Here is a 12174-nt window from a genome sequence, read left to right as displayed (position 1 = left end):
TTTTCAATAGTATGATTTCCGCCATCCCGTGCGGCTCACCACAACGACAACGAAAAGGTACCCTACATGATCAGATTTTCTCATTTGCTGCTGGCTTCCGCGCTGTCGCTGAGCGCGCTGGCAGCCAGCGCCGCCGCCGGTCACGCGCCGGCGATCGTCGCCCACCGCGGCGGCACCGCCGATGCGCCGGAAAACACCCGCATCGCCATCGAAACCGCGTTGAAAAACGGCGCCGACGCCATCTGGATCACCCTGCAAGAATCCAAAGACGGCGTCATCGTGCTGTATCGCCCTTCGGATCTGAAAACGTTGACCAACCGACAGGGCCCGGTCTCTGCCTATACCGCCGCGCAGCTGGCCGAGATCGACGCCGGCTGGGCTTTCGCCAAGGGGGATGCGCACCCGTTCCGCGGCCAGGGCATCGGCATTCCGCGGCTGGATGAGGTGTTGAAGGCCTTCCCGCGCGTGACTTTCTATCTGGACATCAAATCCCCGGACGCCGATCCGGCGCAGTTTGGCCAGGCACTGCTGGCGACGCTGGAAAGCACCGACAGCCTGAACCGCATCCGCGTCTACTCTACCGACGCCAAATACCTGCAGGCGCTGCCGCCGGCCATCCCACGCTTCGAAAGCCGCGACGAGACCCGCACGCTGCTGGCCAACGTCACCATGGCGCACCAGTGCGATGTCAAACCGGACAACCGCCAGCCGCGCTGGTACGGGCTGGAGCTGAAGCGCGAGGTGGAAGTGGTGGAGAAATATACCCTCGGCGAAGGACGTTCGAAGGCATTTCTCACCTGGGATAAAGAGTCGATGGACTGTTTCCGCTCGCAGGGCCCGGCGCACATCATCCTGTTCGGCGTCAACTCGCCGCAGGATTATCAGCAGGCGCTGGCGCTGGGCGCCGACGGCGTGATGGTCAACTCACCGGCCGAGGCAAAAAGCTTCCGCAAGGCGAAGTAACAATAGAACACCGGAGAAAATCTGAGGAAATAAGGATACTCACGCTCCCCAATGAAGGGAATTTCTCCGGGATTTCACGATCAATCAATATTAATATTTTATTTATTATCAATTAAATATATTAAAAATAAAACGTATAGCCACATAATATTCGGTGCATAAATATCCTCTTCTCATAATGCGATCAACGTCTATTTTTCGAACAAAACATCACCATTAGTGACGACAATACTCTAGGATCTGGCCATCTTTGGAAACACGCCAACGATCTGTCTTTCTTAGACTTTTCTAAATAGCACCTCCAGTCATCTAAATAGCTCTACGGGTATCAACATATGCTATGGCATCAGAGGGCTAGAGAATAATGGAATGATTTAAAAGGAATTATATGTCGATAACTTTTAACAAACTTTGGGAAAAGCATCCTCAAATCAATGGGGATGAGTATCCATGCCGCACTGTCCATGGTGATAAAGCCTTTGATGATCAGTGTGCTATACGCATCGGTGCAGCTTTGGTTCATTGTGGGTATGATGTCAGTAAGTTGTCAGGCGTGAACTTTTGTTGGCTACACAAGAAAAGTGAGGGCCATATTTTGCGTGCTGAAGAACTGGCAAATGCCTTAGCACGAACACCGATACCGGGGCTAGGACGCATGGTAAAAGTCACACCCAACCAGTTTGAACGGGTGCTGAAAGGCAAAACCGGCATTATCTTTTTTAAAGATTACTGGCAGCGAGGGAATGAAAACTTTCGCAATCGCTCGGGAGATCATATAGATCTGTGGAACGGTTCTCGTTTAACCACACTATCGAGCTATTTTCGTATTCAATGGGGGCTTTCTTGGGATGGGCGTTTTAGCGATTTCTTTAAATCAAAAGAAGTCTGGTTCTGGCAGGTGATATGAAACGGATAGCAGCAATTATTGCCGGTGCGATAATAGGTATCGGCCTTATGCTCCTGGCTTTTCCCTTTCTCTCAGACTGGATTATTGGCCACGTTGAGGGCGAGGATCAGATGTCGGCTAACTTCGAGTTGCTGGCGATTGGCCTAGTGTTGTGCTGTTTCGTGGGTGGTATACTCGGCAACCTGGCCTATTCAAAATCAAATACCTCCCCCAAATAAAAAACCCGGCCAAGGCCGGGTTTTCGCTACAGCTACAGAATGCGGTGCTTGTCCAGCTGCTCGCGCCGCTGCGCCGCTTTGGCTTCGCGCTTTTTGCGCGCATCGCAAGGCTCCGGGCAGTCGCAGACTTTCTCCATCCCCAATGCGGTGATGCCGCCGCAGCTGCCCTGCAGGCTTTTGCGTTTGAACACGTAACCCAACGACATCCCGCCGACGATCAGCAGGAACAACACGAAGGTGGCGGCGAATACCGTCAACATAGCAACCTCACGAACGCTTTTTCAGGTAGGGTTTGAACGCGTCGGAATAGCGCTCCTCAAACCCGTCGGCGGTTTTCACGATCATAAACACCGGAATGCCGAGCAGATTGGCCAACGCCATGCCGCGCTCCGGCCCCATCACGTTCAGGCCGGTGGACAGGCCGTCAGCGGTCATGCAGGCCGGGCTCAGCACGGTGATCGACACCAAACGGTGGTTGATCGGCCGGCCGGTGATCGGATCGATGGTATGCGAATAGCGCACCCCGTCCTGCTCGAAGTAGTTGCGATAGTCACCCGAGGTGGCGATCGACATCTCCCCCGGCTGGATCACCAGCTGCGCCTGCTGCTGCGTACCGGCGGTCGGGCGCTCGATGGCGATGCGCCACGGCTTTTGCTCGCCATTGCGCCCGCGGGTGCGGACTTCGCCGCCGATATCCACCATGTAGTCTTTCACGTGTTGCGATTGCAGATACTCCGCCACCACGTCCACGCCGTACCCTTTGGCGATCGACGACAGGTCGACATACAGCTCGGGGATGCTTTTCACCAGGGCGCTGCCCTGCACCGACAGTTTTTCGGCGCCGGTCCAGGCGCGGCGATGCGCCAGCTCCGCCTCGCTCGGCACTTTATCCGGCCGCCCTTCCGGGCCAAAGCCCCACAGGTTGACCAGCGGCCCGACGGTCACGTCCAGCGCGCCATCGGTCACGCGGTTGATGCGCAGCGCTTCACGCACCACCTTGGCGGTCGCCGGCGAAACCGGGAACGGCCGGTCAATATCGCGGCTGGCGTTGAAGCGGCTCAGCTCGGAGTCCGGCCGGTAGGTGGACATCTGGTCGTTCACCTGTTCCAGCCGTTTGTCGATCTCCGCCTGCATCTCGCGCGCCGACGGCGTATCGTCGCCGGCCACGTAACGGATCGAATACGAGGTGCCCATGGTTTTACCCGTCAGATCCACCTGTTCCGGCCCGCAGCCGGTCAGCAGCAGGGTGGCGCTCAGCGCCACGCCCGTCAGCCAGTTCTTCATCGCCAATGCGCGCATTTAGCCACCAAAGTCATCCAGCATGATGTTCTCGTCTTCGACGCCCAGATCTTTGAGCATCTTGATCACCGCGGCGTTCATCATCGGCGGCCCGCACATGTAAAACTCGCAGTCCTCCGGCGCCGGGTGATTCCTCAGATAGTTCTCCAGCAGAACATTATGGATAAAGCCGGTGTAGCCGGTCCAGTTATCTTCCGGCTGCGGATCCGACAGCGCCACGTGCCAGGTGAAGTTGTCGTTCTCCGCCTGCAGCTGGTTGAAGTCGTCTTCATAGAACATCTCGCGCAGCGAACGCGCGCCGTACCAGAAAGTGATCTTGCGCTTCGAGTTCAGGCGTTTGAGCTGATCGAAGATGTGCGAACGCATCGGCGCCATGCCCGCGCCGCCGCCGATGAAGATCATTTCGGCGTCGGTCTCCTTGGCGAAGAATTCACCGAACGGCCCGGAGATGGTCACCTTGTCACCCGCCTTCAGCGACCAGATATAGGAAGACATGATGCCCGGCGGCACGTCCGGGTTGTTCGGCGGCGGCGTGGCGATACGCACGTTGAGCATGATGATGCCCTTCTCTTCCGGGTAGTTGGCCATCGAGTAGGCACGCACCGTGGTGTCGTTCACCGTCGAGCGGTAGCGGAACAGATTGAACTTGTCCCAGTCGCCGCGATACTCCTGCGGCACGTCGAAGTCGGTGTAGCTGATGTCGTGCGCCGGCGCTTCGATCTGGATGAAGCCGCCCGCGCGGAACGGCACGTCTTCGCCATCCGGGATCTTCAGCTTCAGCTCTTTGATAAAGGTGGCTTTGTTATCGTTGGAGATAACCTCGCACTCCCATTTCTTCACGCCGAAGATCTCTTCCGGCAGCTCGATCTTCAGGTTCTGCTTCACGTTCACCTGGCACGCCAGGCGGCAACCCTCTTTCGCTTCGCGCTTGTTGATGTGCGAGAGCTCGGTCGGCAGGATATCGCCGCCGCCCTCTTTGATCACCACCCGGCACTGGCCGCAGGAACCACCGCCGCCGCAGGCCGAGGAGACGAAGATCCCCTGGCTGGAGAGCACGTTGAGCAGCTTGTCGCCCGCCGGCGCATGGAAGCTCTTATCCAGATCGCCGTTGATCTCCACCGCGATGTCGCCGGTGTTCACCAGCTTCGATTTGGCGAACAGGATCAGCAACACCAGCACCATCACGATGGTGGTGAACATTGCTACGCCTAAAATAATTTCCATAAATTCTTCCCGCCTTTACAACTGAACACCGGAGAAGGACATGAAGCCCAGCGCCATCAGTCCGGTGGTGATAAAGGTAATGCCCAGGCCGCGCAGCCCCGCCGGCACGTTGGCATACTTGAGTTTCTCGCGGATCCCCGCCATGGCGACGATCGCCAGCATCCAGCCGGTGCCGGAGCCGAAGCCGTACACCACCGATTCGGCGAAGTTATAGTCGCGCTGCACCATGAAGGACACGCCGCCGAAGATGGCGCAGTTCACGGTGATGAGCGGCAGGAAGATGCCGAGCGCGTTATACAGCGACGGGAAGAAGCGATCGAGGATCATCTCCAAAATCTGCACCAGCGCCGCGATCACGCCGATGAAGGTGATGAAGTTGAGGAAGCTCAGATCGACGCCTTCCACCAGCGCGCCGTCGCGCAGGATCAGGTTGTAGACCAGGTTGTTCACCGGCACCGAAATGCCGAGCACGATGGTCACCGCGATGCCCAGGCCAAAGGCGGTCGAGACCTTCTTCGAGACCGCCAGGAAGGTACACATCCCGAGGAAGAACGCCAGCGCCATGTTCTCGACGAACACCGCGCGCACAAACAGGCTGATATAGTGTTCCATCGGCCTTTACTCCTTTTCGATCTGCGCCGGCTTCAGGGTGCGCAGCACCCAGATCAGCAGGCCGATGATGAAGAACGCGCTCGGCGCCAGCAGGAACAGGCCGTTCGGCTGGAACCAGCCGCCGTTCTGCACCGTTTCCAGCACCGGGACGCCGAACAGCTTGCCGGAGCCAATCAGCTCGCGCAGGAAACCGACCAGCACCAGGATCACCCCGTAGCCCAGCCCGTTGCCGATGCCGTCCATAAAGCTCTCGATCGGCGGCGACTTCATGGCGTAAGCCTCGGCGCGCCCCATCACGATACAGTTGGTGATAATGAGTCCAACGAACACCGACAGCTGCTTGGAGATCTCGAACGCGTAGGCGCGCAGCAGCTGATCGACCACGATCACCAGCGAGGCGATGATCGCCATCTGCACGATGATGCGCACGCTGTTGGGAATATGGTGACGGATCAGCGAGATGAAGAAGCTGGAGAACGCCGTGACCAGCGTCACCGCAATGGTCATCACTACCGCCGTCTCCAGCTTGGTGGTCACCGCCAACGCAGAACAGACGCCCAGCACCTGCAGGGCGATCGGGTTATTGTCGAACAGCGGCCCCAGCAGGACCCGCTTTATCTCTTTGGAATCAGCCATTTTTCAGCGCTCCTTCACGAACTTTTTTCAGGAACGGGCCGAAGCCGTGCTCGCCCAACCAGAAATCAAACGTATGCTGCACGCCGTTGGAGGTCAGCGTGGCGCCGGACAGGCCGTCCACCCCATGCACATCCCCCTGACGCGCGCCGCCTTTCACCACGCGGATCGCCGGCTGGCCGTTGTCGTCGAACAGCTGTTTGCCGACCCACTGCTGGCGCCAGGACGGGTTCTCGACCTCGCCGCCCAGCCCCGGGGTTTCCCCCTGGTCGTAGTAGGTGATGCCCTTGACCGTGTTGCCGTCGTTATCCAACGCCACGAAGGCGTACATCATCGACCACAGACCGGTGCCGTATACCGGCAGCACAATCTTGTTCACCTGGCCGCTTTCGTCGCGCACCAGGTAGATTTCCGCCTGGTTGCTGCGGCGCTTGATGCCGGCCGGATCGTCGCCCGCCGCCAGCGCCACGCTTTTGGCGTCGTCGCGCAGCGCGGCGCCCAGATCGAACGCCGCCGCCTTGCCGGCGACAAACTCGCCGCTGTTCAGATCCACCAGGCGCGGTTCGATGCGCTCGCTGTACAGGCGCTTGACCTGCTCGCTCTCCATTTTCGGCTGCAACAGGCCGGCTACGTCGAGAATATTGCGCTGCTTGTCGAGCAGCTTTTGCTCCTGCTGTTTGGACTTCAGGCCGACGGCGGAGCCCGCCACCACCACTGAACACACCAGACACAGCAGCAGCACTACCAGCAGCGTTTTACCGATGCCGTCGTTTTTCGCTTCATTCGCCACGGGCTTTTCTCCGCTTGATGTTGGCCTGCACCACCAGATAATCGAACAGCGGTGCGAACAGGTTGGCGAACAGGATCGCCAGCATCATGCCTTCCGGATAGGCGGGGTTGACCACCCGGATCAGCACGCACATCACGCCGATCAGAATGCCGTACCACCATTTCCCCTTGTTGGTGAAGGAGGCGGAAACCGGGTCGGTCGCCATAAAGATCATGCCAAAGGCGAAACCGCCCAGCACCAGATGCCAGTACCACGGCATGGCGAACATCGGGTTGGTTTCGGAACCGATGGCGTTGAACAACAGGGCGGAAGCCACCATGCCGAGCATCACGCCGGCGACGATGCGCCAGGAAGCCACGCGGCCGAACAGGATAATCGCTCCGCCGATCAGGATCATCAGCGTGGAGACTTCACCGACGGAGCCAGGGATGTTGCCGAGGAAGGCGTCCATCCAGCTGATGGACTGGCCGGTAGCCACGTTGCTCAGGCTGTGCGCCCCGCCTGCGCTCCACTGCGCCAGCGGCGTCGCGCCGGAGAAACCGTCCGCAGAGGTCCACACCAGATCGCCGGAGATCTGCGCCGGGTAGGCGAAGAACAGGAAGGCGCGGCCGGCCAACGCCGGGTTGAGGAAGTTGCGCCCGGTGCCGCCGAAGATCTCTTTGGCCACCACCACGCCGAAGGTGATACCCAGCGCGGCCTGCCACAGCGGCAGGGTCGGCGGCACGATCAGCGCGAACAGGATAGAGGTGACGAAGAAGCCTTCGTTGACCTCATGCTTGCGGATAATGGCGAACAGCACTTCCCAGAAGCCGCCGACGACAAACACCACGGCGTAGATCGGCAGGAAGTAACAGGCGCCCAGCACCATCTTGCTGACCCAGCCGGCGTCAGCGGCCAGAGAGGCGCCGAGCCACTGCGCCAGGCGATAATGCCAGTCGCCCGCCAGCACCTGTTGCAGCTCGTCGCCGCTGTACAGATGGTGCAGCGCCGGGATCGCCTGTTGGCCGACGTTGTACATGCCCCAGAACATCGCCGGGAACACCGCCAGCCACACCAGGATCATCATGCGTTTCAAATCGATGGCGTCGCGCACGTGCGAAGCGCCGCGCGTCACCGTGCCGGGGGTGTAAAACACCGTGGTAGTCGCTTCATACAGCGGGTACCACTTTTCCAGTTTGCCGCCCGGCGTGAAGTGATGCTCTATCTTCTCAAAATAATTCTTCAGGCCCATCGGTTATCCTTCCTGCTCAATCTTGGTCAGCACCTCGCGCAGCACCGGCGCGTACTCATACTTGCCGGGGCAAACGAAGGTGCACAGCGCCAGATCTTCCTCGTCCAGCTCCAGACAGCCCAGCGCCTGCGCGCTGTCGCTGTCGCCCGCCAGCAGATCGCGCAGCAGCAGCGTCGGCAAAATATCCAGCGGCATCACCCGCTCGTAGTTGCCGATCGGCACCATGGCGCGTTCGCCGCCATTAGTGGTGGTCGAGAAGGCGAACAGTTTGTTCTTCAGGAAGTGGCCCAGCGTGGTGCGGGTAATGGAGAACTTGTTCGGCGAAGGCACGATCCAACCGAACAGCTCTTTGTCGCGCCCTTCTTCCAGCACCGACACCTGCGAGTGGAAGCGGCCGAGCCAGGCGTTCGGCCCGGTGGCGTGCATGCCGTTCAGCACCGAACCTGAGATCACCCGATTCTCGCCGTTTTTCAGGCGGCCGGCGGTCAGCTCATCGAGGCTGGCCCCCAGGCGGGTGCGCAGCAGCGCCGGCTGCGCCACCTGCGGCCCGGCCAGCGCCACGACCCGGCGGGTATCGAGCTGACCGGTGGTGAACAGCGTGCCGATGGCGATGACGTCCTGATAGCCGATGTGCCAAACGGTTTTCTTCAGGCTGACCGGTTCGAGGAAGTGAATGTGGGTGCCCACCAGCCCGGCGGGATGCGGGCCGGTGAATTCGCTGTAGGCGATCTGCGGGCCGCTCTGCTGGCCAACGGAGGCGCCGGCGGCGTGGCATACGTGCACCTTGCCTGCCGTCAGGCGCGCCAACACCACCAGCCCGGCGTTGAACGCCGCCTGCTGCTCGGCGATGATCACCTGCGGATCGGCGGCCAACGGCCGGGTATCCATCGCGGTGACGAAAATGGCGCGCGGTTCGCTGCCGGGGCTCGGCGTTTTGCTGAACGGACGGGTGCGCAGCGCGGTCCACAGGCCGCTGGCGATCAGTTCGCTCTCGACCTGTTCGCGCGGCAACTGGGCCAGTTCACCCAGCGGGTAATGCGCAAACTCGAGCTGGTCATCGCCGCCGTTTTCCAGCGCAATCACCACCGATTGCAATACGCGCCGCTCGCCGCGGTTAATCGCGGCGATGCGGCCGCTGGCGGGAGCCGTGAAGAAAACCCCGGGGTTTTTCTTATCTTCGAACAACGCCTGGCCTTTCTTAACGGTATCGCCTTCCTGCACCAGCATGGAGGGACGCATTCCGACATACTCTTCCCCAAGCAGGGCAACATGCTGAATGTTCGGGCCGTCTTGGATCGCCTGAACCGGGGCTCCGGCTATCGGCAGATCTAACCCTTTTCTGATCTTAATCATAGGATTTATACGATGTAGTTTGGTTTACACGTCTGCCCGGCCCCAGAGGCGGGTGCTGACGATGCCAGGATTGCCGGGCAGTGCGCATGGCGGCACGCCCAACATGAACTTTCTCGCAGTGAAAAACTGGGGTAACGCGCATTCCCTTGATTCCCCCTTTCCGTTGTTAGCGCGACGGTCGATATGTTAACGGCCTGTAGCCAAATAACCATCAAAATAGCCGGGTTATATGCCATAACTCCTGCCGCTTCAATCGCCACAGCGCGTTAAATTGAAGGGGGAATATTAACATTGTTCGCAACATTGTTCTGTGTTCCGTCGTGACTTGGGTCAAGCAAACGCAATTAAATTTCGCCTGTTTTTCACTACTTATCGTTAAAATCTGCCGGTCATTTCACTTTTATCGAGCTTTGTCGTTTTTTTATACATATCACGTATTGCTAAAAATAAACGCGCTGGTAATCTGGCGGTGTTTTGCAGCAGTAAAAACAATATCAGTGGCATGCCGACCAACGTCATTGCGCCGGCAAATAAATATAAGCAGGAATAATAATGAGCAAAATCGCGCTGTTGTTTGCGATGCTTGTTTCTATGCCGATGATCACGGCCTGCAGCGCCAGCGAGCAGGTACCCGAAGCGCCGGTAGTTAAACAGCAATTATTGGGTTCGCCGGTCTATATTCAGATCTTCAAAGAGGAACGCAAGCTGGAATTGTATGCCAAAATGGGCAATGAATTCCGCCTGGTCAACACGTTCCCGATCTGTAATTTCTCCGGTGGGCTGGGTCCTAAACGTCGTGAAGGCGACTTTAAAAGTCCGGAAGGCTTTTATAGCGTTGACGCGCGCCATCTGAAACCCGACAGCAAGTATTATCGGGCGATCAATATCGGTTTCCCTAATGATTACGATAAATCGCAGGGCTATTCCGGTGCTTATCTGATGATCCACGGTGAATGTAAATCGATCGGCTGTTACGCGATGACCAACACCTATATGGATGAGATCTATCGCTATGTCGAAGCCGCCTTCGCCTATGGCCAAAGCCGCGTCGACATCAGCATCTACCCGTTCCGCATGACCGAGCAAAACCTCAAGCGCCATGCGTCATCCAGCTATATCGCCTTCTGGCGCCAGCTGAAGCCGGGCTACGATTACTTCGCGAAGAACCACCAGCCGCCGACAATGGGCGTGGTCAATGGCCAGTACGTCTTGGGTCAACCATTGATGAGCAGCGGCGGCATGATGACGCAGTACGCGTCAGCCAGCCCGACGCCCAACACCAACCCCTTCGCTCAGAACAAGCCGCTCACCGAAGTGAAATAACGCGAACTCGCCTGGCTCAATCTTGTGCCAGGTTTCGTTGGCGGTCAGCGGTTGGGTGGCGATCACCGTGACCACATCGTTCGGTGTGGTCTGCTGCTGAAAATCGATTTCCACGTCCTGATCGAGCAGCGTCGCCTTGCCGAACGGCGCGCGGCGCGTGATCCAATACAGGTTGGTGGAACAATAGGCCATCACGAAGCGCCCGTCCGACAACAGCATGTTGAACACCCCCTTCTTGCGCAGCTGGCTCGCCAACAGGCCGATATAGCGGAAAACCGCCGGCCATTGGCTCGGGGTGCGCGGGTATTTCAGCGCCAGCTGATGCAGCAGCCAGCAGAACGCGTATTCGCTGTCGGTCTGGCCGACCGGGCGAAACGTGCCGGTATCCAGCTGACGATAGCCTTTCAATTGGCCGTTGTGCGCGTAGGTCCAGTTGCGGCCCCACAGTTCGCGGGTGAACGGGTGGGTGTTTTCCAGCGCCACCTCGCCGCGATTGGCCTGGCGAATATGGGACACCACCGCGCAGGACTTGATCGGATAGTCCTGCACCAGGCGGGCGATCGGCGAGTTGAAGCTCGGCTGCGGATCCTTGAATGTGCGGCAGCCGTTCCCTTCATAGAAGGTAATGCCCCAGCCATCCTTATGCGGCCCGGTGCGGCCGCCGCGCTGTACCAGGCCGGTAAAGCTGAAGCAGATATCGGTCGGTACGTTTGCGCTCATCCCGAGCAGTTCACACATCGCCAGCACTCCTTAACCACACTGACACAGGCTGTGCGGGCGCAGCACGCGGCGCCCGCCGTCTTATTCATGGGGAGCCGCAGCTCCCCGCAGGCTATCAAGCCTTAACCATCTCTTTTTCGATCAGCTGAATCAAGATGTGAATCGCTTTAATGTGGATTTCCTGAATGCGGTCGGCGTAGCCGAAGTGCGGCACGCGAATTTCCACATCGGCGGAACCCGCCATCTTGCCGCCGTCCTTGCCGGTCAGGGTGATCACTTTCATCCCCTTGGCGCGCGCCGCGTCGATGGCCTTGATGATGTTGCCGGAATTGCCGGAGGTGGAAATGCCCAGCAGCACGTCGCCTTCGCGGCCTACCGCTTCCACATAGCGAGAGAACACGTACTCATAGCCGAAGTCGTTGCTGACGCAGGACAGGTGGCTCACGTCCGAGATGGCAATCGCCGGGTAGCCCGGGCGGTTTTCACGGTAGCGGCCGGTCAGCTCTTCGGCGAAGTGCATCGCGTCGCAATGGGAACCGCCGTTGCCGCAGGAAATCACTTTACCGCCGGCTTTGAATGAATCCGCCAGCAGCACCGCGGCGCGTTGGATGGCGTCGATGTTGGCGTCGTCATTGATAAATTTCGCCAGGGTATCAGCCGCTTCGTTCAGTTCACTGCGAATAAGGTCGTGGTACATGAGGAACCTCTTGTTATCGTCAAATCTTCCGCTCCGCAGTGTACCGGATCGCGGAAACAGCGAGAAGCATTCTCAGCCAAACAGCGCGCCGGTTAAGGAAGCGGAGAGGTTTTTGATGATTGGTGCTGTCAGTTTGTGACCTGAGTTGTAATTAAACTGTAAACGCATTGATAAAAATTCTGCCTTGTACTAAAACCTATTACA

At 58.6% G+C, this 12174-nt stretch carries 14 protein-coding genes; 4 read left to right on the top strand and 10 right to left on the bottom strand.

Annotated elements, in window-relative coordinates:
• Positions 1-66: 66 nt before the first annotated feature.
• The 3 genes from ACJ8PI_RS24085 (at position 67) to ACJ8PI_RS24075 (ending at position 2088) form a co-directional block, all read left to right on the top strand.
• Positions 67-963 (top strand): glycerophosphodiester phosphodiesterase family protein, encoded by an 897-nt coding sequence (locus ACJ8PI_RS24085; protein ID WP_033653335.1) that lies wholly within the window; start codon positions 67-69, stop codon positions 961-963.
• A gap of 388 nt (positions 964-1351) precedes the next feature.
• On the top strand, positions 1352-1870 hold the full coding sequence (locus ACJ8PI_RS24080; RefSeq protein ID WP_072265219.1) for a type VI secretion system amidase effector protein Tae4: 519 nt from the start codon (positions 1352-1354) through the stop codon (positions 1868-1870).
• Positions 1867-2088 carry a hypothetical protein gene (locus tag ACJ8PI_RS24075; RefSeq protein ID WP_049196489.1) on the top strand — a complete coding sequence of 74 codons (222 nt, stop codon included), beginning with the start codon at positions 1867-1869 and terminating at the stop codon, positions 2086-2088. The genes ACJ8PI_RS24080 and ACJ8PI_RS24075 overlap by 4 nt, the downstream gene beginning before the upstream one ends.
• A gap of 32 nt (positions 2089-2120) precedes the next feature.
• On the opposite strand, the gene nqrM is transcribed toward ACJ8PI_RS24075, so the two are convergent.
• From nqrM to ACJ8PI_RS24035, 8 genes are read right to left on the bottom strand one after another with little or no spacing between them, the layout of a single operon-like run.
• Positions 2121-2348 carry a (Na+)-NQR maturation NqrM gene (gene nqrM / locus ACJ8PI_RS24070; protein WP_004930244.1) on the bottom strand — a complete coding sequence of 76 codons (228 nt, stop codon included), beginning with the start codon at positions 2346-2348 and terminating at the stop codon, positions 2121-2123.
• A gap of 7 nt (positions 2349-2355) precedes the next feature.
• Positions 2356-3387 (bottom strand): FAD:protein FMN transferase, encoded by a 1032-nt coding sequence (locus ACJ8PI_RS24065; protein ID WP_047569185.1) that lies wholly within the window; start codon positions 3385-3387, stop codon positions 2356-2358.
• Positions 3388-4611, bottom strand: coding sequence for an NADH:ubiquinone reductase (Na(+)-transporting) subunit F (gene nqrF / locus ACJ8PI_RS24060; protein ID WP_164134470.1), 1224 nt, complete (start codon positions 4609-4611; stop codon positions 3388-3390). It lies immediately after the preceding gene.
• Positions 4612-4626: 15 nt separating this feature from the next.
• Positions 4627-5223, bottom strand: a complete 597-nt coding sequence (gene nqrE, locus ACJ8PI_RS24055) for an NADH:ubiquinone reductase (Na(+)-transporting) subunit E (RefSeq protein ID WP_004930235.1) — start codon at positions 5221-5223, stop codon at positions 4627-4629.
• 6 nt (positions 5224-5229) lie between these two features.
• On the bottom strand, positions 5230-5859 hold the full coding sequence (locus tag ACJ8PI_RS24050) for an NADH:ubiquinone reductase (Na(+)-transporting) subunit D (protein WP_033653338.1): 630 nt from the start codon (positions 5857-5859) through the stop codon (positions 5230-5232).
• Entirely contained in the window at positions 5852-6646 is a 795-nt protein-coding gene (locus ACJ8PI_RS24045; protein ID WP_015376731.1) for a Na(+)-translocating NADH-quinone reductase subunit C, read from the bottom strand. The genes ACJ8PI_RS24050 and ACJ8PI_RS24045 overlap by 8 nt, the downstream gene beginning before the upstream one ends.
• Complete coding sequence (locus ACJ8PI_RS24040) at positions 6636-7877, bottom strand: NADH:ubiquinone reductase (Na(+)-transporting) subunit B (protein WP_060429506.1); 1242 nt, start codon at positions 7875-7877, stop codon at positions 6636-6638. Before ACJ8PI_RS24040 ends, ACJ8PI_RS24045 begins: the two co-directional genes overlap by 11 nt.
• Before the next feature lie 3 nt (positions 7878-7880).
• The gene (locus ACJ8PI_RS24035) at positions 7881-9230 is read right to left on the bottom strand and encodes a Na(+)-translocating NADH-quinone reductase subunit A (RefSeq protein ID WP_033653339.1); all 1350 of its coding nucleotides are present in this window, start codon (positions 9228-9230) and stop codon (positions 7881-7883) included.
• A 552-nt stretch (positions 9231-9782) separates the two neighbouring features.
• On the opposite strand from ACJ8PI_RS24035, the gene dpaA reads away from it, so the two are divergent.
• Entirely contained in the window at positions 9783-10553 is a 771-nt protein-coding gene (gene dpaA, locus ACJ8PI_RS24030) for a peptidoglycan meso-diaminopimelic acid protein amidase (protein ID WP_142075078.1), read from the top strand.
• Here the strand turns inward: dpaA and ACJ8PI_RS24025 are convergent.
• Together ACJ8PI_RS24025 and lpcA are read right to left on the bottom strand one after the other, a co-directional pair.
• Entirely contained in the window at positions 10488-11291 is an 804-nt protein-coding gene (locus ACJ8PI_RS24025) for a class II glutamine amidotransferase (RefSeq protein WP_004930222.1), read from the bottom strand. The two genes, dpaA and ACJ8PI_RS24025, sit on opposite strands and share 66 nt — an antisense overlap.
• 97 nt (positions 11292-11388) lie before the next feature.
• A complete protein-coding gene (lpcA, locus tag ACJ8PI_RS24020; RefSeq protein WP_004930220.1) occupies positions 11389-11970 on the bottom strand; it encodes a D-sedoheptulose 7-phosphate isomerase in 582 nt (193 codons plus the stop codon).
• Positions 11971-12174: the final 204 nt, after the last annotated feature.

The organism is Serratia sp. CY82433, assembly GCF_052166535.1.
Classification (GTDB): domain Bacteria; phylum Pseudomonadota; class Gammaproteobacteria; order Enterobacterales; family Enterobacteriaceae; genus Serratia; species Serratia sarumanii.
Note: the sequence above shows the minus strand (reverse complement) of the source record. Positions and strands in the feature narration are given on the sequence as shown.

Excerpts from the sequence above, each read along its gene's own strand:
- nqrE (WP_004930235.1), bottom strand. The coding sequence starts at position 5,223 with ATGGAACACTATATCAGCCTGTTTGTGCGCGCGGTGTTCGTCGAGAAC.
- lpcA (WP_004930220.1), bottom strand. The coding sequence starts at position 11,970 with ATGTACCACGACCTTATTCGCAGTGAACTGAACGAAGCGGCTGATACC.
- ACJ8PI_RS24040 (WP_060429506.1), bottom strand. The coding sequence starts at position 7,877 with ATGGGCCTGAAGAATTATTTTGAGAAGATAGAGCATCACTTCACGCCG.
- ACJ8PI_RS24075 (WP_049196489.1), top strand. The coding sequence starts at position 1,867 with ATGAAACGGATAGCAGCAATTATTGCCGGTGCGATAATAGGTATCGGC.
- ACJ8PI_RS24025 (WP_004930222.1), bottom strand. The coding sequence starts at position 11,291 with ATGTGTGAACTGCTCGGGATGAGCGCAAACGTACCGACCGATATCTGC.
- nqrM (WP_004930244.1), bottom strand. The coding sequence starts at position 2,348 with ATGTTGACGGTATTCGCCGCCACCTTCGTGTTGTTCCTGCTGATCGTC.
- ACJ8PI_RS24050 (WP_033653338.1), bottom strand. The coding sequence starts at position 5,859 with ATGGCTGATTCCAAAGAGATAAAGCGGGTCCTGCTGGGGCCGCTGTTC.
- nqrF (WP_164134470.1), bottom strand. The coding sequence starts at position 4,611 with ATGGAAATTATTTTAGGCGTAGCAATGTTCACCACCATCGTGATGGTG.
- dpaA (WP_142075078.1), top strand. The coding sequence starts at position 9,783 with ATGAGCAAAATCGCGCTGTTGTTTGCGATGCTTGTTTCTATGCCGATG.
- ACJ8PI_RS24035 (WP_033653339.1), bottom strand. The coding sequence starts at position 9,230 with ATGATTAAGATCAGAAAAGGGTTAGATCTGCCGATAGCCGGAGCCCCG.
- ACJ8PI_RS24085 (WP_033653335.1), top strand. The coding sequence starts at position 67 with ATGATCAGATTTTCTCATTTGCTGCTGGCTTCCGCGCTGTCGCTGAGC.
- ACJ8PI_RS24080 (WP_072265219.1), top strand. The coding sequence starts at position 1,352 with ATGTCGATAACTTTTAACAAACTTTGGGAAAAGCATCCTCAAATCAAT.
- ACJ8PI_RS24065 (WP_047569185.1), bottom strand. The coding sequence starts at position 3,387 with ATGCGCGCATTGGCGATGAAGAACTGGCTGACGGGCGTGGCGCTGAGC.